This window comes from Zunongwangia profunda SM-A87, from assembly GCF_000023465.1.
Classification (GTDB): domain Bacteria; phylum Bacteroidota; class Bacteroidia; order Flavobacteriales; family Flavobacteriaceae; genus Zunongwangia; species Zunongwangia profunda.
The window spans coordinates 4,124,765-4,145,286 of record NC_014041.1 but is presented as its reverse complement, the minus strand read 5'-3'; the positions used below and the strand labels follow the sequence as shown (position 1 = coordinate 4,145,286).

Genomic DNA, 20,522 nt, shown 5'->3' with positions numbered 1-20,522 from the left:
ATGTTAAGCCAGTTTCAATAATCAATAAGTAATAATTTAATTAACGATTAGTTTAAAATCTCAAAATGAGAACCATCTAGTTTTCAAAGATCATCAATACGGGTGGGGGCATTATCTTCTTTATAAGCGATAAGCTTTTTAAAAAATTTGTGCACATTGTCGTCTTTAGCTTCTACTTTAATAAAATAATGGTCCCGGTAAATCGAGTATTCTTCAGCTTTACCTTTATAGATTTTTAATTTCCAAAATGGAATTACCAATGCAAAAGTTTCTAAAATAGATCGAAACCTGACGATGATTCCGCCAGGTCGAATTTCGATGTTGCAGGTATTTCGGTTATTATCTAAAATAAGCAGGTTATGAATATCGATGCTTACAGAGGTGATAATGAGCCTTGGCGAGCCACTGCCTTTAAGTTTAAAACGATCTGCCAGCGTAAGTGTTTTGCCAACTTCACGATCTATTTTTTCTTTGATGTCGGGATTGTTATAAGAAACATTCAGGAGCATTTTTTTCTTTTAAGATAAGAAACTTCTTTGAGTTAAGGAATAAACATTGGGCTTTGATTGAAATATAAGGATTTACTATGCAAGCTTTAGCTTAAAGTTCAATTTCTGTTATCTTTGCAGCGTTTTTAATAAACTACTTTGGTTGTCCTGTAATGCTTACTGATTATTGATAAATTTCAATTTTATCGATGTAAACAAGTATTAAACTTTTCAGGATTTAAAAAATTTTAATCTCACGAAGTGAGTGAAAAACTAGAAATGATGAATATTCAGGAAATGCTGACTGGCTACGTAAAAGAAGCAGTGCAAAATATTTACGATGTAACTTTAGAAACGGTAGAATTTCAGCCAACAAGAAAAGACTTTGAAGGTGATGTTACCATAGTTTGCTTCCCTATGTTAAGGCAGGTAAAAACAAATCCCGTGAAACTAGGGGAAGATATTGGAAAATATCTTCAGGAAAATGTAACCATCGTTAGCCGTTTTAATGTTGTAAAGGGATTTTTGAATATCCTGCTAAACGATGCCTATTACCTTGATTTCTTCAACGAGATTAAAAACGATCCCGATTATGGTTTTGTAAAAGAGCTTGAAGATCCCAGAAAAATCATGGTAGAATATTCTTCGCCAAACACCAATAAACCACTCCATCTTGGGCATATTCGAAATAATTTATTAGGCTTTTCTGTAGCCGAAATTTTAGAAGCTGCCGGTAATGAAGTCTACAAAACCCAGATTATTAATGACCGTGGTATCCATATCTGTAAATCGATGCTCGCATGGCAACGCTTCGGAAATGGAGAAACACCAGAATCTACGGGTTTAAAAGGGGATAAGCTGGTTGGTAATTATTATGTGAAGTTCGATCAGGAGTATAAAGCTGAAATCGAAAAGTTAATAGCCGAAGGTAAATCTGAAAAAGAAGCAAAAGCTGAAGCTCCAATTTTAGTAGAAGCTAAAGAAATGCTTCGTAAATGGGAAGCTGGTGATGCAGAAGTAGTAAAACTTTGGAAAACCATGAATCAGTGGGTTTACGATGGTTTTGAAGAAACTTATAGCGCCCTTGGCGTAGATTTCGATAAAAATTATTACGAAAGTGATACCTATCTTTTAGGTAAAGATGTGGTGAACCAAGGTTTGGAAGATGGCGTTTTTTACCGAAAAGAAGACGGTAGCGTTTGGATCGATCTTACCGATGAAGGTTTGGATGAAAAGATCGTATTGCGTAGTGATGGTACCGCAGTTTATATGACCCAGGATATAGGTACCGCTATACAACGAGTAGAAGATTTTGCCATAAACGGAATGGTGTACACCGTTGGGAATGAGCAGGACTACCACTTTAAAGTGTTATTCTTAATTCTTAAAAAACTAGGTTTTGCCTGGGCAGATTATTTATATCATTTAAGCTACGGGATGGTAGATCTACCTAGCGGAAAAATGAAAAGTAGGGAAGGAACTGTGGTGGATGCTGATGATCTTATTCAGGAAATGACGGAAACGGCCAGAACTATTTCTGAAGAATTAGGAAAGCTAGACGGCTTAAGTGAAGAAGAGAAAGAAGAGCTCTATAAAATGATTGGTTTAGGAGCGCTTAAATACTATATTTTAAAAGTAGATCCTAAAAAACGAATCTTATTTAACCCAGAGGAATCGGTAGATTTTCAGGGGAATACTGGTCCGTTTATTCAGTATACCCACGCCAGGATTCAGTCGATATTAAGAAAAGCTGATTTTGAATACGAATCTCAACTGGTAAGCGAGTACGAACTTCAGAATAAAGAAAAAGAACTTATAAAACAAATTCAGCTGTATCCGGAAACCATCCAGTTAGCAGCCGAAAATCATAGTCCGGCGCTAATTGCCAATTATACCTACGATTTAGTAAAAGAATTTAATTCCTTTTACCAAAATGTATCTATTCTTGGAGCCGAAAAGGATATGGAAAGACAATTAAGAACACAGCTTTCTAAAATGGTAGCCAATATCATTAAAAGTTCGTTTGGATTACTAGGCATCCAGGTACCCGATAGAATGTAGACTGAAATTTTAAAATAGAACTAAAAAACAAGGGCTGAAATTGTACAATTTCAGCCCTTGTTTTTGATAGTTATTTAAAACTTCGGCATAAAATTAATTGAAAAGTAATTAGTCAGGATAAAAAACTTTTCACTTCACTACCAAATCATTAAATTTGCAAACCCGTTATCACAATGACGGAAATCTTAAACTACAGGAAAGCATATGTTTGATAATTTAAGTGATAAGTTAGATAGTGCCTTACATGTCTTAAAAGGGCATGGACAAATAACCGAAGTTAACGTTGCAGAAACCCTTAAAGAGGTGCGTCGCGCCCTTGTTGATGCCGATGTTAACTATAAAATTGCCAAGGAATTTACCAATACTGTAAAGGAAAAAGCTTTAGGACAGGACGTTTTAACAGCTTTAAAGCCAGGACAGTTAATGGTGAAACTGGTAAAAGATGAACTTACCGATCTTATGGGGGGTGAGGCAGCCGGTGTGAATCTTAGCGGTGATCCTTCGGTAATTTTAATGTCGGGTTTACAGGGTAGTGGTAAAACTACCTTTTCTGGTAAACTAGCTAACTATCTTAAAAATAAAAAAACCAAAAAGCCGCTTTTAGTAGCCTGTGACGTGTACCGTCCTGCAGCGATCAATCAGTTGCATGTGGTAGGAGAGCAGCTTGGGGTTGAGGTTTTTAGTGATGAAGGTAATCAGGATCCTGTGGCGATCTCTAAAGCTGCAATAGCGCATGCTAAAGAAAACGGACACAATGTGGTGATTATCGATACCGCGGGTCGTCTTGCTGTAGATGAAGCGATGATGACCGAAATTTCAAACATTCACACTGCTATCGAACCTCACGAAACTTTATTCGTGGTCGATTCGATGACTGGTCAGGATGCGGTAAATACGGCAAAAGCTTTCAACGATCGTTTGGATTTTGATGGGGTAATACTTACCAAATTAGACGGTGATACTCGTGGTGGTGCGGCAATTTCAATTAAATCTGTAGTAAATAAGCCTATAAAATTTATTGGTACCGGTGAGAAAATGGACGCAATCGATGTGTTCTATCCTTCTCGTATGGCCGATAGAATTTTAGGGATGGGAGATGTGGTGTCTCTTGTGGAGCGTGCGCAAGAACAATATGATGAAGAAGAAGCGAGAAAACTTCAAAAGAAAATCGCTAAAAATGCTTTTGGTTTTGATGATTTCTTAAAACAACTTCAGCAGATCAAGAAAATGGGATCTATGAAAGATCTTCTTGGAATGATTCCTGGCGCAGGTAAGATGCTTAAGGATGTTGATATCGATGATGATGCCTTTAAGGGAATTGAAGCGATTATTCACTCCATGACGCCAGATGAAAGAAGTACGCCAAAAATCATCAACTCCAGTAGAAAGAAAAGAATTGCAAAAGGTTCAGGGACTTCAGTTCAGGAAGTGAATCAGTTATTGAAGCAATTCAACCAGATGGGTAAAATGATGAAGATGATGCAGGGTGGCGGTGGTCGCCAGATGATGAACATGATGAAAGGAATGCGTTAGTTGTTCCCCCAACCCCAAAGGGGAGTTTTAATATGTAACTTAAACCTCCTACCCCTCGGGGAGGTCGGGAGGGGCTTATAATATAATAATGACAATTTTAGACGGTAAAAAAGTAAGTAACGATATCAAAAATGAGATTGCTACTGAAGTCGAAAAAATGAAGCAACGTGGTGAAAAAGTGCCACATCTTGCGGCTATCATCGTTGGTAATGATGGAGCAAGTAAAACGTACGTAAACAGTAAAGTGAAAGCCTGTGAAAGAGTAGGTTTTGAATCTTCTCTTTTTAGAATGTCTTCGACGATTAGTGAAATCGAACTTTTAGATAAGATTGAGGAGCTTAACCAAAATGATGATATTGATGGCTTTATCGTTCAATTGCCATTACCCCCTCAAATCGATACGCAAAAAGTTTTAAATGCAGTAGATCCAGATAAAGATGTGGATGGGTTTCATCCAACCAACTTTGGTAAAATGGCGTTGGATATGACGACTTTTATTCCGGCAACACCTTTTGGGATCTTAGAACTATTGGAACGTTACGATATTCCAACTAAAGGAAAACATACCGTGGTGATTGGTAGAAGTTATATCGTAGGCCGCCCAATGAGTATCTTGATGGGAAGAAGTGGTTTCCCTGGGAATTCGACAGTAACCCTAACCCATGAGTTTACCAAGAATATTACTCAAATTACTTCTCAGGCTGATATTATTATCATCGCTGTAGGTATTCCGGATTTCTTAAAAGGAGAAATGATTAAAGACGATGCTGTGATTATCGATGTAGGGATTACAAGGGTTCCAGATGATAGTACTGAAAAAGGATACATTATTAAGGGGGATGTAGATTTTGAAAATGTAAGTAAACGAGCTTCCTATATCACTCCGGTTCCTGGCGGAGTAGGGCCAATGACGGTTTCTATGTTGCTAAAAAATACCTTACTGGCAAGGGAGCGCCACCGTTTAAGAAAAAAAGAGAAATAAGATTACTTCTAAATTATATAAAAAAAGCCTCGCAAATTGCGGGCTTTTTTATGTACTAATTTTTTTTAACTATTTAGTTTCTTCCAGTTTATAATCTAAATATTTATGAATATCGGATTCTATAAACCGAATAGCAAAGGTTATGATAGCAAAATCATCAATGTATCCTAATCCCGGGATAAAATCCGGAACAACATCTAAAGGATTTAGAATATATAAAAAAGAAAAGGCTATCGCCGCAATGGTAAACCATGGGATGTCTTTATAAATTCCTTTTCTATAATCGTTAAGCATCGCATACATTAATTTACCAATTTCGGTATATTTTTTAAGCATACCAGAATTGATGATCTTATCAGCTACTTCTTCCTGCGATTCAGCAGCAAGTTCTACATCGCCTTCGTCAACACTTACCACTCCTTCTTTAAAGTACTCTTCGTTAACTTCTTTTTTCTTTTTGCTGAACATATTTTTAGTTGTTATAAGTTAGTTTTAATTTTTTATAAAGGGGTTAATTTCCAGGTCTTTTTTTAAATTTCGTGTTGTTAGAATCAGCTCTATTTGGTGGTCCTTGATTTATAATCGATCATTTTCGTTACCATACTCTTTTTTATAGATCTTCAGAATTAGTAAAAATAACGACACCAGTAAAGGACCAAATATTAATCCTATAAAGCCAAATATTTGCACTCCTACAATCACTCCCACCAACGTTATTAAGGTGTGTACTTTGGCCAATCGATCTAAAACCATTATTCTAATTAAATTATCTGTAGATCCTACTACTACAATACCATAGATAAGAAGGGCCACACCTTGCCAGTTTTGTCCATCGGCAAATAAAAGTATGGTGGTTGGGGCAATACCTATGGCCGTGCCAATAAAAGGAATCATAGAGCCAATTGCGGTGATACCAAACCAAAAAAACGGATCTGGAACCCCTAAAACAAGATATCCAATAAGTGCAATTAAACCTTGTACAAAAGCTACTAAAGGAATCCCAAGAGCATTAGATTTTACCAGTAAATTACTCTCTTTAGCGATAGTACTTAAATTTGCTTTTCCAAGAGGAATATAGTCTATAAGTGCCGTCTTCATTTTCTCCCGGTTTATCAGCATAAAATAGAGCATAAAATACATTAAACCTACTGCCACAAACACATTAAAAGTTCCTCCTGCCAAATTCTGGAGTTTTTCTGATACCCAGCCAGATATTGCAGAGGTATCTATCGCGCCAGTGATGTCGTAACCTACATATTCTTCCAGATGCTGTAACTGTTTTTTTATTGCCGAAACCACCATTTCAGAATTATTCACTGCTTTTCCAATTTTTGAAGTAAGCATGATAATAATTCCGCTTACAGGAATAAGTATACCTATAAACGAACCAAACATGAGTACACCGGCAGCAACAGATGGCTTCCAACCTTTTTTAAGTAGTTTTTCCATCCAACTGGCCATTAACACGTATAGCGTTATAGCTCCTAATATCCCGGTTAAATAGGGAACCAGTTCACGGAAGATTAAAATTCCTAAAAAAAGAATAAGCAATAAGACAAAAATCTGCCGTACCAGAGCTGGTCTTAATTTATTCATATATAGATTTGATTAGTAGTTGTTGTTTTTCTAGGTTAGCTTGCGAAAAGCTGATCCATGTTTTTAAAAGATTTAAATTCAAGTGCATTCCCGCAGGGATCTTTAAAAAACATAGTGGCTTGCTCACCAACCTGACCTTCAAACCTAATATAAGGTTCGATTATAAAATCGATATTTTTAGAGGCTAATAATTTCGAAAATTCCTGAAATACCTTCCATTCTAATACCACCCCAAAATGTGGTACAGGTACATCTTTGCCATCTACCGGATTGCTGTGTTCTCCGGCAATTTCTTCTTTTGGTTTATAATGTATAACGAGCTGATGTCCAAAAAAATTAAAATCTACCCAGTGATCACTGCTACGGCCTTCACCACAGCCTAAAGTTTCCCCATAAAATTTTCTACAGGATTTTAAATCATAAACAGGTATGGCCAGATGAAATGGTTGTACTTTCATATTAGTTATTTCTTAATGCTTTTATCAGTTCGTTTTTCGTCATTTTAGAGCGTCCTTCTATACCTACTTTTTTAGCCTGTTGGTATAGATCTTCTTTAGTACGGTCTTCATATTTCTCAGCTGCGCCACCTTTTTTTCCAGAATTTTCAGTATTAGCAATTCTGGCCGACTTTTCTTTACTATACCCCTGATCCCTTAAGGCTTCGTACTGTTCCTGATTTTTTACACGTTTCGCCATATTTTTCTATTAAAAATAGGAAGATAAACGCGATTCAAATCAGGTTTTTCGCTAATTCTCTGTTAAGATTTTTTGCGAGGTCTTTTGTGCTTATTTGGATTTTTAGGTTTAATTCCTTTTGGTTTCGCTATTTTATTGTCATTGTTTTCGGAAAGCTGCGAAGCTTCCTCGGTTTTAGAAGAAGTATTTACTAAACGGTCGATTTCCTTAAGTTCTGCCTTGGTGAGATGGCGCCATTTTCCAACAGGAATATCTAAAGGAACATTCATAATCCTAATACGCTTAAGTTTGGTTACTGCATAGCCTAAATATTCGCACATGCGTCTAATTTGGCGGTTAAGCCCTTGCGTTAAGATTATTCTGAACTCGTTTTCACCGGTTTGCTCTACAAAACATTCTCTGGTCACCGTGTCCAAAATGGGTATACCCTTGCTCATTTTTTTTACGAAGTCGGGCTGAAGAGGTTTATTCACCTTTACAATATATTCCTTTTCGTGGTTGTTACGGGCACGTAAAATTTTATTGACGATATCGCCATCACTAGTTAAAAAAATCAAGCCTTCACTGGGCTTATCTAAACGACCAATAGGGAAAATACGTTCAGGATAATTAATATAATCGATAATATTGTTTTTCTCCCGTTTTGTATCGGTTGTACAAACAATCCCTATAGGTTTATTAAATGCGATATACACATTTGGCTTCTCTTTTTCTTCTGTGGCAATTAATTCACCATCCACTTTAACTTCGTCTCCGGGAGCGATCTTTGTACCCATTTCAGGCACAACACCATTTATGGTTACACGCCCCTGGTCGATAAGTTTATCTGCAGCTCTTCTGGAACAATATCCAGCTTCGCTTAAAAATTTATTTATACGGGTTAAATTCTCTTCAGCCATTATAAAACAAGTGTTTCGCAAAGATACAAGATTAAGAATTGATGCCCATATTTAAAAACTTTCAAAAAAAATTAAAACCCGGGCAACCTTTTGTAACTTTTCTGCGTCTATGTAAATAGAAGGTCTTTTGATAAGATAGCGATCAACAAAAAACACCAATTATTAAAATCATCAGGTGAAAGTAATTCAACTCTTTAAAAACGAATCTCAGCTTATAAAACGTGCTGCGCAAAACAATCGCGAAGCGCAACAAAAGCTGTATGAGATTCATTCGGGGAAAATGCTTAGCGTTTGCCGGCAGTATATTAGAGATTTACACGATGCCGAAGATGTGATGTTAAGCGCTTTTTTTAAAGTCTTTACCCATTTAAAGGATTTTAAGTTTGAGGGAAGTTTTGAAGGTTGGGTTCGTAGGATTATGATTAGGGAAGCGATAAGTTTTCTTCGGAAGAAAAAGAATCTCGAATTTCAGGAAGATGGATTTAGCAAATACGCAGAAAGCGCGAATAATATTGATGAAGAATTAAGCGTAGCGCACATTCAGCGGTTAATTGACGATTTGCCTGAAGGTTATAAAATGGTTTTTGTGTTGTATGCGGTAGAAGGGTATAAACATCAGGAAATTGCTGAAATGTTGAATATTACAGAAGGAACTTCCAAATCTCAGCTTTTTAAAGCGAGAAAATTATTACAGGAAAAATTAACGAATAAAGAAACAGGTTATGGCGCCAATTAAATTTGAAGAGCATATAAAGGAGCAGTTGGAAGAGCGTCGTATTTCTCCGTCCGCAGGAAGTTGGGAAAAGCTTAATGCGCGATTAGACGAAAACGAAAATCAACAAAAAACGAATAAAAAATGGTGGTTGGGGATTGCAGCTTTGCTGGTAATTGCCATTTCTGTAGGAGGTTTTATGCTGAAGTCTGAAAATGGAACTATAGAAGAACAAATTGTAGAGACACCTACTGAAAAAACTTCAGAAGAAATTACAAAACCAGCTAAAAACTCAGGAATTCTTTCCGAAGAAAAAAATAAAAATTCGGCTATTGCTGCGGAAGAAGTGAAGGAAGAAATTAAAGAAGAAACTGAAAAAACTGAGCCTGAAATTATCCAAAATCAGCTTAAAAAAGGTATTTCGGTACATAATAAAACAGGATTGGCGGAAGTAGAGGTAAAGGAAGCGAATACAGAAGCATCTGAAAAATCAATGGCGAAAATCGATAAAATCAACCCTAATTTTATAAATCCTACGGAAACCGAAAAAGATTATATCGCACAGAATGAGAGTTTAATTCAGCATAAAATTGAAGAAGTACTGCGCTCTCTGGAAACAAATGCCGAAGATTCTATTACTGATGCTGAGGTTAATGCCTTGTTGCTGGCTGCGGCAAGCGATTTGCAAGAGAATTATCAAAAAGAATATAGCAATCAATATAGTGCAGAAGCCCTACTAGCTGAAGCCGAAAAGGAAATCGAAAAATCCTTTAGAGATAAGATCTTTCAATTGCTAAAAGAAGGCTATTCTAAAGCTAAAAATGCAGTAGCGCTCGACTAAATAATACAGTAAATATCATCGCCCAAAACGGGTCATTCATCAATCGGTTTTAGAGCAGTTGCTCCAAGACACTAAAAACTAATACTTATTATGAAAACAATTATCATTTATGTTGCCTTTTTATTATCGGTATTTACAATTAATACAGTTAACGCACAAAAACAAAAAATCACAGAACAAGAGAAAATTGAGAATATAGAAAAAACCCGAAAAGAAGCCATTGAAAATGCAACAAAAGAAGAGAAGCATAATTTAGAGAAAGAGATAAGATATATTGATAATTTAGTTAGAGAAGGAAAGCTGTCTAAAGAAGAAGGCGAAGAAAAAAAGAAAAAAGCAGCAAAGCGTGCAGCAGAAAATATTAAAAATCGAATCGCTATTGCAGAAAATAACGCTGAACTTTTACTAAGAGAGCAGGAAGATACAACATCATATCACGGTAGTTATTTAATGACAATGGAATTTGCTGAAAATGGAAAAATAGCCGATTTAAATATAAAAAAACGAATAAATGATACAGAATTACAAGATCCAGATACTAAAAGAACTAAAAGTGATTTAGTATTAGCCTTTGGTTTTAATAATGCATTGGAGGATGGACAATCAATAAATGACTCGGATTTTAAATTAGCAGGAAGTCGATTTTTTGAAATTGGTCTGGCTTGGACGACCAGAGTTTTTGAAAACTCAAATTGGTTAAGAGTAAAGTATGGATTTTCTTTCCAGTTAAACGGATTAAAACCTACAGATAATCGCTACTTTGTACAAGATGGAGACATCACAAGATTAGAAGAATTTGAATACGATTTAGATAAATCAAAATTTAGAATGGATAATCTTGTAATGCCTATTCATTTCGAAATCGGGCCTTCCTCAAGAGGAGAAGCCAATGGTTATCGTAAATATTCTACTGAGGGTAAATTCAAAATTGGCTTTGGGGGATATGGTGGATTCAATATTGGTGAACGCCAAAAACTAAAATTTAATGATGGTGACGACCAGAAGAAAAAGAATAAAAGCAGTTTTAATACTAATGATCTTGTATATGGCTTAAGCGGTTACTTAAGTTTTGGAGGTACAGCACTTTATGCTAAATACGATTTAAATCCAATATTTTCCAGTCCAAATACAGAGCTTAATAATTTCTCTTTAGGCTTAAGATTTGATGTAGACTAGTCACTATATAATTTGTATTTTTGCAGACCTTGTTGCTTATGCGATGAGGTCTTTTTTGTTTTCTGAAAATAAGAAAACCTTCAAAAATTATCCAAATTTGATTTCTAAAAGTACCATAGACAGTGTTTTCGAAACCGCCCGGGTAGAGGAGGTGATTCAGGATTTTGTTCAGCTTAAAAAGTCGGGCACAAATTTTAAAGGATTGAGTCCGTTTACCGATGAGCGTACACCTAGTTTTATGGTATCGCCGGTAAAGCAGATTTGGAAAGATTTTTCTAGTGGAAAAGGAGGTAATGTTGTGGCTTTTTTAATGGAGCATGAACATTATACCTATCCAGAAGCTATTAAATACCTGGCAAAAAAATACGGGATCGAAATTGAGGAAACGCAGCAAACCGACGAGCAAAAAGAGCAGGCCAATGAGCGTGAAAGTATGTATCTGGTTTCTGAATTTGCCAATAAATATTTTCAGAAGATCCTTCATAAAACCGATGCCGGTCAGGCGATCGGACTTAGTTATTTTAAAGAACGTGGTTTTACCAATGAAACCATTAAAAAATTTGAGCTTGGCTATTGTTTAGACGATTGGGATGCTTTTACCAAAGAAGCTTTGGCTGAAGGTTATAAGCTCGATTATCTGGAGAAAACTGGCTTGTCTATCGTAAAAGGGGAAAGGCAATTCGATCGTTTTAAAGGCAGAGTGATGTTTCCCATTCATTCGATGTCGGGCAGGGTTTTGGGCTTTGGAGGCCGAATTTTAACTTCAGATAAAAAAGCAGCAAAATACCTAAACTCACCGGAAAGTGAGATTTATCATAAAAGTAAGGTTCTCTACGGAATTTCTTATGCCAAACAGGCCATTGCAAAAGAAGATAATTGCTACCTGGTAGAAGGATATACTGATGTGATCCAGTTTCATCAAAGCGGGGTAGAGAATGTGGTGTCTTCTTCAGGAACTGCGTTGACCACCGAGCAAATTCGGTTAATAAGTCGTTTGACCAAAAATATCACCGTACTTTTTGATGGTGATGCCGCAGGAATAAGAGCTTCATTGCGCGGTATCGATTTGATCCTGGAGCAGGGGATGAATGTGAAAGTTTGCACCTTTCCCGAAGGTGAGGATCCCGATAGTTTTGCCCGACAAAAATCAGAAGACCAGCTTAAGGAATTTTTGGCAGAAAATGCAACCGATTTTATAAGTTTTAAGGCATCTTTATTAATGAAAGATGCGAAGAACGATCCGGTGAAAAAGGCAGCTCTTATTCGTGATATGGTAAGTAGTATTGCTAAAATTCCTGATACTATCCAGCAGGAAGTGTATCTCCAGGAATGTTCAAGGATTATGGACATTTCAGAAGATGTATTGTTTTCGACCTTGGCACAGCTCACTAAAAAAGGAGAACAAGATCAAAAGAGAGCGGCGAAAAAAGACCAAAAGAGCTTTAAGGTTGTAAGGGATAATCAACCAAACCAAGAGCAACAAACCATAAGGCGGGTAGATGAATTACATGTATTGGAAAGAGGTATTGTAAGCGCGTTATTACTCTATGGGAATGAAAAACGGGAATTCGAAGAAATGTTTCTGGAAGCCGATGAATCTGGAGAGCCGGTTTTAAAAAGCGCCCATGTAGAACGAAAGGTATCGCGAAAGATCTATTTAGACTTACAGGAAGATGAGGTGGCTTTAGCTAATCCTGATTTTAGAGCGATTTATGAGCATTTGATCGAATATTATAACCGCGAGGAGAAGCTGATTATCGAGAAGTTTGTTAGTGAAATCCCACCAGAAAAATCGGCTATTGTTACCGATATTTTAATGGCCGAGGAGCAATATCAGCTAAGTGACTGGATGCGTCAGGATATTCCTGTGAAATCTAAAAATGAGCAAATCGATCGTTTGGTTTCGGAAACCATACTGAATTTTAGGCGTCATTTATTAATGAGTAAAATAAAAGAACTGCAAAGTTCGATTACCGAGCTGAATGCTGAGGTTGATAATTCAGAAAAGCTGGAAGAAATTATGGATTATATTCAGCTTCGTAAAACTATCGAAGAAAAACTAAACAGGGTAACCAGTTAAATAACCGTGTTTATTTGTAATAGTCGGGATTGAGTAATAAGCTCTGCAACGCTATCGGCATCTAATTTTTTTAGCAATCTTGCTTTATAAGTGCTTACCGTTTTTTCATTAATACTAAGAGCTTCAGCGATATCTTTGTTTCGTTTACCGCTACTAAGAAGATTTAAAACCTCGGTCTCCCGGGAAGAAAGCTTCTTAAATCTGGAAATCTGATTTTGTCCATTAGAAATGCCGCTATTTAACTTTTGGGTGATTTCTTCGTTTAAGTAAATTCCGCCACGGGTCACCTGCTTTATTGCTTTATACACAATATCTGCCGGGTTTGTTTTCGAAATATATCCGGCAGCGCCCGCTTTAATGGCACTTAGTGCGTACATTTCTTCAGGGTGACAACTAAATACCAGGATTTTAATATGAGGATATTGTTGCTTTATTTGCCGTAGCGCATGGATCCCATTCAATTGCGGCAGATCAATCTCGATCATTAATACATCGGGCGCCCTGTTTTCAAGATATTTAAATAATTCTTTGCCGGTAAGAACCTGGCCAATAACGTTTATAAAATCGTTGGTTTCCAGGATATATTTAATACTTTCAGCAATTACAGGATGTTGATCCGCGATTAAAACAGTACTCATTTAGGGATGGTTATGCTTTGTTTAAAGTAATACTTTAACCTAAAATTAAGAGATAATGTCAATAAACCGCCTGTATTCATCGCAATTTCGATAAAGCGCTTAGTTTTTAAGATGAACAGGTATTTCGCATACCGGGATTGGATTCATTTTATGGGAATTTGCTGTATTTAAGCGGATATAGGTAGCGTAAACTTCTTGCGCTCTCCCTTCAAAATCTTCTTTGGTTTTTCCAGAATCCTGCATTTTCATTGCCCATTCCAACTCATCATAACTGGCACCCAGTTGCATTTCGTCACTACGGCTATCACCAAATAGACCGTCGCTAGGCGCAGCAAGCATAATATCTTCGATAACATGTAACTCTTTTCCCAGAGCGTATACTTCACTTTTCATGAGATCGGCAATTGGGCTAAGATCCACACCACCATCACCGTATTTAGTGTAAAAGCCAACCCCAAAATCTTCTACCTTATTCCCTGTGCCACCAACTAGGTATTTGTGTAACCCGGCAAAATAGTATAAGGTGGTCATTCTTAAGCGGGCTCTTGAATTTGCTAGACTCAGATCTACATTGGCCGATTCTTCAACGTTGGGCAAAGCGTCTCTAAAATTATCAAAAACCGGTGTAAGGTCTACACGCTCACTGCTTACGTTAGAAAATCGCTCTTTTAGAGAGGCGATATGTTTTTGGGCGCGGCTAACATGCGAAGGATCCTGATGGATAGGCATTTCCAGTACTAAAACGTTCATTCCCGTTTTTGCACAAAGTGTCGAAGTCACAGCCGAATCTATTCCGCCACTAACACCAACAACAAATCCGTTCATTTTGGCGTTTTTAGCATAGTCTTTTAACCAGTTTACAATGTGATCGATTACTTTTGTGGTTTGCATAATTTTGGGTGAATTAGTTTGTAAATAATACCTTTGCACACAAATCTAATACTTAAACATTACTAATGAAAGGGCAAAAGCTAAAACCCGTGATTTTTGATAAAAGCTTATGATGAAGAGAATTTTATTTGCCTTTTTTTTATTTCTTAGCCTGATTTCGTGCAATTCTGCATCAAAACGAGAGGAGGAAATAGCGAAAGTAAACGTAGATTTTAAAACTATAAGATTCGATAAGCTTTTTGCTGAAGCTTCGCCAAAGCAACTGCCACGGTTAAAAGAAGAATTTCCCTACCTGTTTCCAGAACAGTTTCCTGATAGCGTATGGATTCATAAAATGAAAGATACCATTCAACTTGAGATTAACAGGGAAGTCGAAAAAAAATATCCCGATTTTAGTGAATCTGAAGATGAGTTTTATGCTCTTTTTCAGCATATAAAATTTTACTTTCCAGATTTTGAAGTGCCTGATGTGATTACGGTAACTTCAGAGGTTGATTATAAAAATAAAACAATTTATACCGGAGATTATCTTTTTGTTTCGTTGGATACCTATCTGGGTGAAGATCACAAATTTTATATTGGGATAGTAGAATATTTTAAACGGAACTTTACCAAAGACCAAATTGTGCCGGATGCAGCCAATAGTATAGCTGAAAAATATGTGCCGCGTGCAAAATCAAGGACTTTTTTAGCGAATATGATCTACTATGGAAAATTACTTTATCTTAAAGATATATGGCTTCCTAAGTTATCTAATTGGCGAAAAATTGGATATACAAAAGAACAGTGGCAATTTGCCGAAGCAAATGAAGAAATGATCTGGCGATATTTTGTGGATAATGAGCTTATTTTTGATACCGATTCTAATTTAGCTCCCCGGTTTTTATATCCCGCACCATTTTCTAAATTTTATTTGTCATTAGATGCCGAAACTCCCGACAGACTGGGACAGTATATTGGCTGGCAGATGGTGAAATCGTATATGGGTAGAAATGAGGTTTCTATTGAACAAATGCTACAGGCCGATGCCGAAACAATTTTTAATAACGCAAACTATAAACCAAAGAAATAATGGCAGCTTTTAAAAAATCTGATATAAATATTGAAGTGGTAACCGATGAAAATAAGGTTCCTGAAGAAATTTATTGGAGTGCCGAAGATGGAAATATTTATAAAGAAGAAGCAAAAGCTTTAATGCTTTCTGTTTGGGATAGCAAGTCTCAGGAAACTTTAAGAATCGACCTTTGGACAAAAGAAATGCCGGTAGATGAAATGAAAAAATTCTTTCATCAAACTTTAGTTTCTATGAAGGAAACCTACTATCGAGCAACTCAGGATGATAAAATGGCTGATACTATGGGCGATTTTTGTGACTATTTCGCTGAGAAATTAGATATCGCCAAAAAATAAATTTTGAATAAGAAACTCATCTTTGTTTACAATGCAAATTCGGGTATATGGAATTCGGTTTTAGATACTGCTCGTAAAGTGCTAAATCCAGATACTTATTCCTGTAAGCTTTGTGCGGTAACTCATGGCCTGGCCGGTGAAAGTAAGGTCTGGAAAAACTATCGAATATCATCGAATATCGATATGGAGTTTTATCACAAGGATGAGTTTCTTAAAACTTTTGCTTCAAAATATTTACTAAGATTTGAATTCCCAGTAGTACTTTTTGCGGAAAATGAGGAACTAGAGGTTTTAATTTCTGCGAAAGAATTTGCTAAAATTTCTTCCGTAGAAAAATTGATTGAAATTATCGAAAATCGAGTTTGATTATTTGAAGTGTTTATTCCAAATGTCTGGTTCTAAAAATCTGGCTGTAATATCTAATCTAGATTCACCATTATATATCAAAATAAGACCGTTTGGTTTAATAATAGCATAGCTGCCACAAAGGTTGGGCTGTCTAAAGAGGTTTTTGAAAATTCGATTGTTTGTATCGGAATATAAATAATCGAGTTTTTTTATACTTTCAAAATTTATACCTTCCTGAGTAATAACTAAGGTCTCGACATTTTTATACTTTTTTTCTAGAGCTCTTTTTTGAGGAGCTAAGTGTTTTTTTAATTCTCTTACTCTATATTTTCCCCAATTGTTATTATTGCTATTGCTTTCTAGAGTACAATGGTCGTCTTTATAGTAGTAGGAAATTAAAAAAGTGGTATTTCCAGGATATCTTTTATGGCTTAATTCTTCAAGGATAACCGAGAGTAACTGGTAATCACCTTTAAGGGTTTCTATTTTAGGTTTTAAAGATAATTGTGCTTTAATAGTATTTCCATTTTGTGTATCCCATCTTCCCTTATTGTCATTATAACGCCACTCATTGTAAAATTTCTCTTTTGAAATAGTTGTCCCATTTTCATCGAGATAACTTCTGGTGATCTTGGGAGTTGCACAAGATTGCAGTATTATAACAATAAAAGCGAATACATAGAAAGAGTTATTCATTATAGAATAATTAAACCCCTAGATATTTAAACATCAAGGATAGTTATTAGTAAAATTTCTGTGTAGGGATTTTGTGATATTCTTTTTCAGTAATCGCTAAAAAGAATTGTAAAGCTTACTCGGTAACCTCATTATTCAGGTTTTCAATAAATTCCAGAATGTCGTCGCTACCTGTTTTAGCGGTAGACGAGGTTACAAAAAAGTGTGGCATTTGTTCCCAAACCTGAAGCATTTCTTCCTGATAATTTAGGATATTTTTTTCAAGTTCTTTAGGCTTTAGCTTATCGGCCTTGGTGAAAATCATACAAAACGGGATCGCGTGTTCGCCTAGCCATTGCATGAATTCCATATCTATTGGTTGTGGTTTATGGCGACTGTCAATCAATACAAAAGCGCAGACCAGTTGTTTGCGTTCTTCGAAATAATTAGTGATAAATTTCTGAAAAACCTTTTTCGCAGATTTAGAAACTTTTGCATACCCATACCCCGGTAGATCAACGAGGTGCCAGTTTTTATTGATCAAAAAATGATTGATAAGCTGGGTTTTCCCCGGTTTTGCCGAGGTTTTTGCCAGATTCTTCCGGCCGGTAAGCATATTGATTAATGAAGATTTCCCCACATTACTACGGCCAATAAAAGCATATTCCGGTAATGGGCTGTTGGGGCACTTAGCAACTTTCGAGTTGCTAACTACAAATTCAGCAGTGTTAATCTTCATGATTTAATTTTTAGAAATTTCTTTTCGTTAACCAGTCACATAATAACTCGTTAAAAAGATCTGGGTGTTCCATCATAGCTGCATGTCCACATTTATCTACCCAATACAGATCAGAGTCTGGTAATAGTCTATGAAAATCTTCCGCGACTTCCGGTGGAGTAACATTATCGTTTTTTCCCCAGATAATGCAGGTAGGTGTTGTCATTTTTGGTAAATCTTTTGCCATATTATGCCTAATAGCACTTTTAGCAATGGCCAGTGTCTTTACCAGTTTATTGCGATCGCTCACAGTTTCGTAAACATCATCTACAATTTCTTTGGTTGCCACAGCAGGATCGTAAAATACATTTTGAGCCTTCTTCTTAATGAAATCGTAATCACCACGACGTGGATAACTTTCGCCCATGGCATTTTCGTAAAGACCAGAGCTTCCAGTAATTACAAGACCTTTTACAATTTCAGGATAAAGTTTAGTGGTTAAAAGAGCGATATGCCCACCCAGGGAATTTCCTAACAGAATAACTTTGTTTAAATCCTTAAAATCTACAAACTCCTTTAAATATTTTGCGAAAGTTCCAACACTTGTTTTAAGAAGGGACATAGAATAAAGCGGAAGTTCTGGGATTAAAACTTTGTATCCTTTAGAAGGGAAATAATCTACCACTCCGTCAAAATTACTAAGGCCACCCATAAGTCCGTGTAAAATAACTATCGGAGTTCCTTCGCCTATCTCTAAATATGTGAATTTTCCCTCTTTCCTTAAATTATTTTTCATTGATACCCTTTGCGGTTAGCAATCGCAAATATAGCGATTTCATTACAAGTATAATCATTTTTACGTAATAGCAAAGTGATTCCCGCTTTTAGATAATATTTATTAAAGCAATTAAGAAGTGGGAATTTTAACACAAATTTAAGCGGATAAAATAAACTCTTGGAACCGAAGAGAATAGCGCTATTTAATAGTGTTTCAGTGAAATACGCTGTGAAAACTTATCAACAAAGTGGTAAGATGTGGTAAAAAGTGGTAATATTTTCAATATATTTGACTTTGTAAAGCAAATTTGTGGTAAATCTTATTGGAACATATGAGTGTAAAGTGGACACTAAGGGTAGGCTAATGGTGCCTTCAGCCCTTAAAAAACAACTTATGCCTATGCTTCAGGAAGGTTTTGTGATTAAAAGAGCTGTCTTTCAGCATTGTTTAGAGTTGTATCCCATGGAAGAGTGGAATAAACTGATGCAACGAATGAACAAACTTAATCGCTTTAAAAAGAAAAACAACGACTTTATCCGACGGTTCACAGCTGGCGTAAAAACCGTAGAGGTAGATGGGAATGGCAGGTTGCTTATCCCAAAAGACCTTATTGGTTTTGCTGGTATTACGAAAGAAATCGTATTGTCTTCGGCAATTAATATTGTAGAAATTTGGGATAAAGATAAGTACGAAGAAGCAATCGAGGCTGCAAGCGATGATTTTGCAGATTTGGCAGAAGAGGTAATGGGAAATGACGATTTCGATGTTGATGGAGTATCATAATCCGGTATTATTAAAAGAGTCTGTAGACGGTTTGAATATCAAACCCGATGGCGTGTATGTAGATGTTACTTTTGGTGGCGGTGGTCACTCCAGGGAAATTTTAAAAAGGCTTGGCGAGCATGGGAAGCTTTTTGCTTTCGATCAGGATACCGATGCTTTGCAAAACAAAATAGAGGATCCTCGTTTTACACTCATCAATGAGAACTTTAGGTTTCTAAAGCGATTTTTGAGGTTTTACGGTGTAAAAAAAGTAGACGGGATTTTAGGTGATTTTGGAGTTTCCTCTCATCAATTTAATGAAGCTGAACGTGGTTTTTCGACGCGCTTTAATGCAAAGTTGGATATGCGTATGGACCAAAGCAATTCGCTTAGCGCTTATCAGGTTATTAATGAATATGACGAAGAGCAATTAAAAAGCTTGTTTTATCAATATGCTGATTTAAAAAATGCTCCAAAACTAGCAAGGATTATTGTTAGTGAACGTAAAAACAAACCAATTGAAAATAGCGAGGATTTAAATGAACTTTTAAAGCCTCATTTATTTAAAGGGAAAGAAAATAAAATTTTAGCACAGATCTATCAGGCGATTCGTATAGAGGTAAATCAGGAGATAGAAGTGCTAAAAGAATTTTTACTTCAAACGGAAGACCTAGTGGAGAAAAATGGGAGAATTAGTTTGATCTCATACCACTCTTTAGAAGATCGTTTGGTAAAAAGATATATAAGAAGCGGGCTTTTTGAAGGAGAGCCAGAAAAAGATTTCTACGGAAACATCTCAGTGCCTTTTAAAAAAGTAGGAGGGTTAATTGTGCCTTCAAAACAAGAAATTAGTGAAAATAACAGAGCACGAAGTGCGAAATTAAGAATAGCGAAGAAGCTATAAAAACCGGTAATGATTTATGAAAAAGGGTTTTTACAATATTCTTAAAGCCAATTTTTTAATTAATGAAGACGCCTTTAAAAACTGGCGTTTTATCGTATTCTGTACTGTTTTGGCCATTATCATGATCGCCAGTTCACATAGCGCCGAGCGTAAAGTTCATCAAATTGCACGATTGCATGAAGAGGTTTTAGAATTACGAAGTGAATTTTTAGAAGGACGTTCTAATTTGATGAAAATCAAAATGGAATCTACCGTTACCAGTGAAATGAAGAAAATTGGTATTGGCCCTTCAGATAATCCACCTTATAAATTAAGAGTAAAAGTTAGCGAGTAG

At 36.2% G+C, this 20,522-nt stretch carries 24 protein-coding genes; 13 read left to right on the top strand and 11 right to left on the bottom strand.

The features are described from left to right. Positions 1-83: 83 nt before the first annotated feature. Positions 84-509 (bottom strand): hypothetical protein, encoded by a 426-nt coding sequence (locus ZPR_RS18160; RefSeq protein WP_013073228.1) that lies wholly within the window; start codon positions 507-509, stop codon positions 84-86. Positions 510-770: 261 nt separating this feature from the next. On the opposite strand from ZPR_RS18160, the gene argS reads away from it, so the two are divergent. The 3 genes from argS to ZPR_RS18145 all read left to right on the top strand — a co-directional run bounded on the left by argS (position 771) and on the right by ZPR_RS18145 (position 5,064). Next, complete coding sequence (gene argS / locus ZPR_RS18155) at positions 771-2,549, top strand: arginine--tRNA ligase (protein WP_041580106.1); 1,779 nt, start codon at positions 771-773, stop codon at positions 2,547-2,549. Positions 2,550-2,753: 204 nt separating this feature from the next. Beyond that, a complete protein-coding gene (gene ffh, locus ZPR_RS18150; RefSeq protein ID WP_013073226.1) occupies positions 2,754-4,082 on the top strand; it encodes a signal recognition particle protein in 1,329 nt (442 codons plus the stop codon). An 88-nt stretch (positions 4,083-4,170) separates the two neighbouring features. Further along, positions 4,171-5,064, top strand: a complete 894-nt coding sequence (locus ZPR_RS18145) for a bifunctional 5,10-methylenetetrahydrofolate dehydrogenase/5,10-methenyltetrahydrofolate cyclohydrolase (protein WP_013073225.1) — start codon at positions 4,171-4,173, stop codon at positions 5,062-5,064. Between the two features lie 69 nt (positions 5,065-5,133). Here ZPR_RS18145 and ZPR_RS18140 read toward each other — a convergent pair whose 3' ends face one another. The 5 genes from ZPR_RS18140 to rluF all read right to left on the bottom strand — a co-directional run bounded on the left by ZPR_RS18140 (position 5,134) and on the right by rluF (position 8,255). Then, positions 5,134-5,532 (bottom strand): YkvA family protein, encoded by a 399-nt coding sequence (locus tag ZPR_RS18140; protein WP_013073224.1) that lies wholly within the window; start codon positions 5,530-5,532, stop codon positions 5,134-5,136. Between the two features lie 108 nt (positions 5,533-5,640). Then, complete coding sequence (locus ZPR_RS18135) at positions 5,641-6,660, bottom strand: AI-2E family transporter (RefSeq protein ID WP_013073223.1); 1,020 nt, start codon at positions 6,658-6,660, stop codon at positions 5,641-5,643. Positions 6,661-6,695: 35 nt separating this feature from the next. Further along, entirely contained in the window at positions 6,696-7,118 is a 423-nt protein-coding gene (locus tag ZPR_RS18130) for a VOC family protein (RefSeq protein WP_013073222.1), read from the bottom strand. Position 7,119: 1 nt separating this feature from the next. Continuing rightward, complete coding sequence (locus ZPR_RS18125) at positions 7,120-7,356, bottom strand: DUF7218 family protein (protein WP_013073221.1); 237 nt, start codon at positions 7,354-7,356, stop codon at positions 7,120-7,122. A 62-nt stretch (positions 7,357-7,418) separates the two neighbouring features. Beyond that, the gene (gene rluF / locus ZPR_RS18120; RefSeq protein WP_013073220.1) at positions 7,419-8,255 is read right to left on the bottom strand and encodes a 23S rRNA pseudouridine(2604) synthase RluF; all 837 of its coding nucleotides are present in this window, start codon (positions 8,253-8,255) and stop codon (positions 7,419-7,421) included. 175 nt (positions 8,256-8,430) lie between these two features. Here rluF and ZPR_RS18115 point away from each other — a divergent pair, with 175 nt between their 5' ends. The 4 genes from ZPR_RS18115 (at position 8,431) to dnaG (ending at position 13,064) form a co-directional block, all read left to right on the top strand. After that, the gene (locus ZPR_RS18115; protein WP_013073218.1) at positions 8,431-8,991 is read left to right on the top strand and encodes an RNA polymerase sigma factor; all 561 of its coding nucleotides are present in this window, start codon (positions 8,431-8,433) and stop codon (positions 8,989-8,991) included. Next, positions 8,978-9,808 (top strand): hypothetical protein, encoded by an 831-nt coding sequence (locus tag ZPR_RS18110; protein ID WP_013073217.1) that lies wholly within the window; start codon positions 8,978-8,980, stop codon positions 9,806-9,808. Before ZPR_RS18115 ends, ZPR_RS18110 begins: the two co-directional genes overlap by 14 nt. A 90-nt stretch (positions 9,809-9,898) precedes the next feature. Further along, positions 9,899-10,984, top strand: a complete 1,086-nt coding sequence (locus ZPR_RS18105; RefSeq protein ID WP_013073216.1) for a porin family protein — start codon at positions 9,899-9,901, stop codon at positions 10,982-10,984. Positions 10,985-11,081: 97 nt separating this feature from the next. After that, positions 11,082-13,064, top strand: a complete 1,983-nt coding sequence (dnaG, locus tag ZPR_RS18100; RefSeq protein ID WP_041580105.1) for a DNA primase — start codon at positions 11,082-11,084, stop codon at positions 13,062-13,064. Here dnaG and ZPR_RS18095 read toward each other — a convergent pair. Beyond that, on the bottom strand, positions 13,061-13,702 hold the full coding sequence (locus ZPR_RS18095) for a response regulator (protein WP_013073214.1): 642 nt from the start codon (positions 13,700-13,702) through the stop codon (positions 13,061-13,063). The genes dnaG and ZPR_RS18095 overlap by 4 nt on opposite strands. A 99-nt stretch (positions 13,703-13,801) precedes the next feature. After that, positions 13,802-14,593, bottom strand: a complete 792-nt coding sequence (gene nadE, locus ZPR_RS18090; RefSeq protein WP_013073213.1) for an NAD(+) synthase — start codon at positions 14,591-14,593, stop codon at positions 13,802-13,804. A gap of 109 nt (positions 14,594-14,702) precedes the next feature. Between nadE and gldB the strand changes: the two genes are divergently transcribed. From gldB to ZPR_RS18075, 3 genes are read left to right on the top strand one after another with little or no spacing between them, the layout of a single operon-like run. Further along, positions 14,703-15,665: a gliding motility lipoprotein GldB gene (gldB, locus tag ZPR_RS18085; protein WP_013073212.1), complete on the top strand. Its 963-nt coding sequence runs from the start codon at positions 14,703-14,705 to the stop codon at positions 15,663-15,665. Beyond that, positions 15,665-16,003, top strand: a complete 339-nt coding sequence (gldC, locus tag ZPR_RS18080) for a gliding motility protein GldC (RefSeq protein ID WP_013073211.1) — start codon at positions 15,665-15,667, stop codon at positions 16,001-16,003. Before gldB ends, gldC begins: the two co-directional genes overlap by 1 nt. 3 nt (positions 16,004-16,006) lie before the next feature. After that, entirely contained in the window at positions 16,007-16,369 is a 363-nt protein-coding gene (locus tag ZPR_RS18075) for a hypothetical protein (protein WP_013073210.1), read from the top strand. Here the strand turns inward: ZPR_RS18075 and ZPR_RS18070 are convergent, their stop codons facing one another. From ZPR_RS18070 to ZPR_RS18060, 3 genes are all read right to left on the bottom strand, one after another. Next, positions 16,370-17,047 carry a hypothetical protein gene (locus tag ZPR_RS18070; RefSeq protein WP_013073209.1) on the bottom strand — a complete coding sequence of 226 codons (678 nt, stop codon included), beginning with the start codon at positions 17,045-17,047 and terminating at the stop codon, positions 16,370-16,372. Positions 17,048-17,162: 115 nt separating this feature from the next. Beyond that, positions 17,163-17,765, bottom strand: coding sequence for a ribosome biogenesis GTP-binding protein YihA/YsxC (gene yihA, locus ZPR_RS18065; protein WP_013073208.1), 603 nt, complete (start codon positions 17,763-17,765; stop codon positions 17,163-17,165). Between the two features lie 10 nt (positions 17,766-17,775). Then, positions 17,776-18,540: an alpha/beta fold hydrolase gene (locus tag ZPR_RS18060; RefSeq protein WP_013073207.1), complete on the bottom strand. Its 765-nt coding sequence runs from the start codon at positions 18,538-18,540 to the stop codon at positions 17,776-17,778. 291 nt (positions 18,541-18,831) lie between these two features. On the opposite strand from ZPR_RS18060, the gene mraZ reads away from it, so the two are divergent. The 3 genes from mraZ to ZPR_RS18045 are packed head-to-tail and all read left to right on the top strand — an operon-like array spanning position 18,832 to position 20,522. Beyond that, on the top strand, positions 18,832-19,305 hold the full coding sequence (gene mraZ, locus ZPR_RS18055) for a division/cell wall cluster transcriptional repressor MraZ (RefSeq protein WP_041579077.1): 474 nt from the start codon (positions 18,832-18,834) through the stop codon (positions 19,303-19,305). Continuing rightward, positions 19,292-20,188 (top strand): 16S rRNA (cytosine(1402)-N(4))-methyltransferase RsmH, encoded by an 897-nt coding sequence (gene rsmH, locus ZPR_RS18050; protein WP_013073205.1) that lies wholly within the window; start codon positions 19,292-19,294, stop codon positions 20,186-20,188. The genes mraZ and rsmH overlap by 14 nt, the downstream gene beginning before the upstream one ends. Positions 20,189-20,204: 16 nt before the next feature. Continuing rightward, positions 20,205-20,522: an FtsL-like putative cell division protein gene (locus tag ZPR_RS18045; protein ID WP_013073204.1), complete on the top strand. Its 318-nt coding sequence runs from the start codon at positions 20,205-20,207 to the stop codon at positions 20,520-20,522.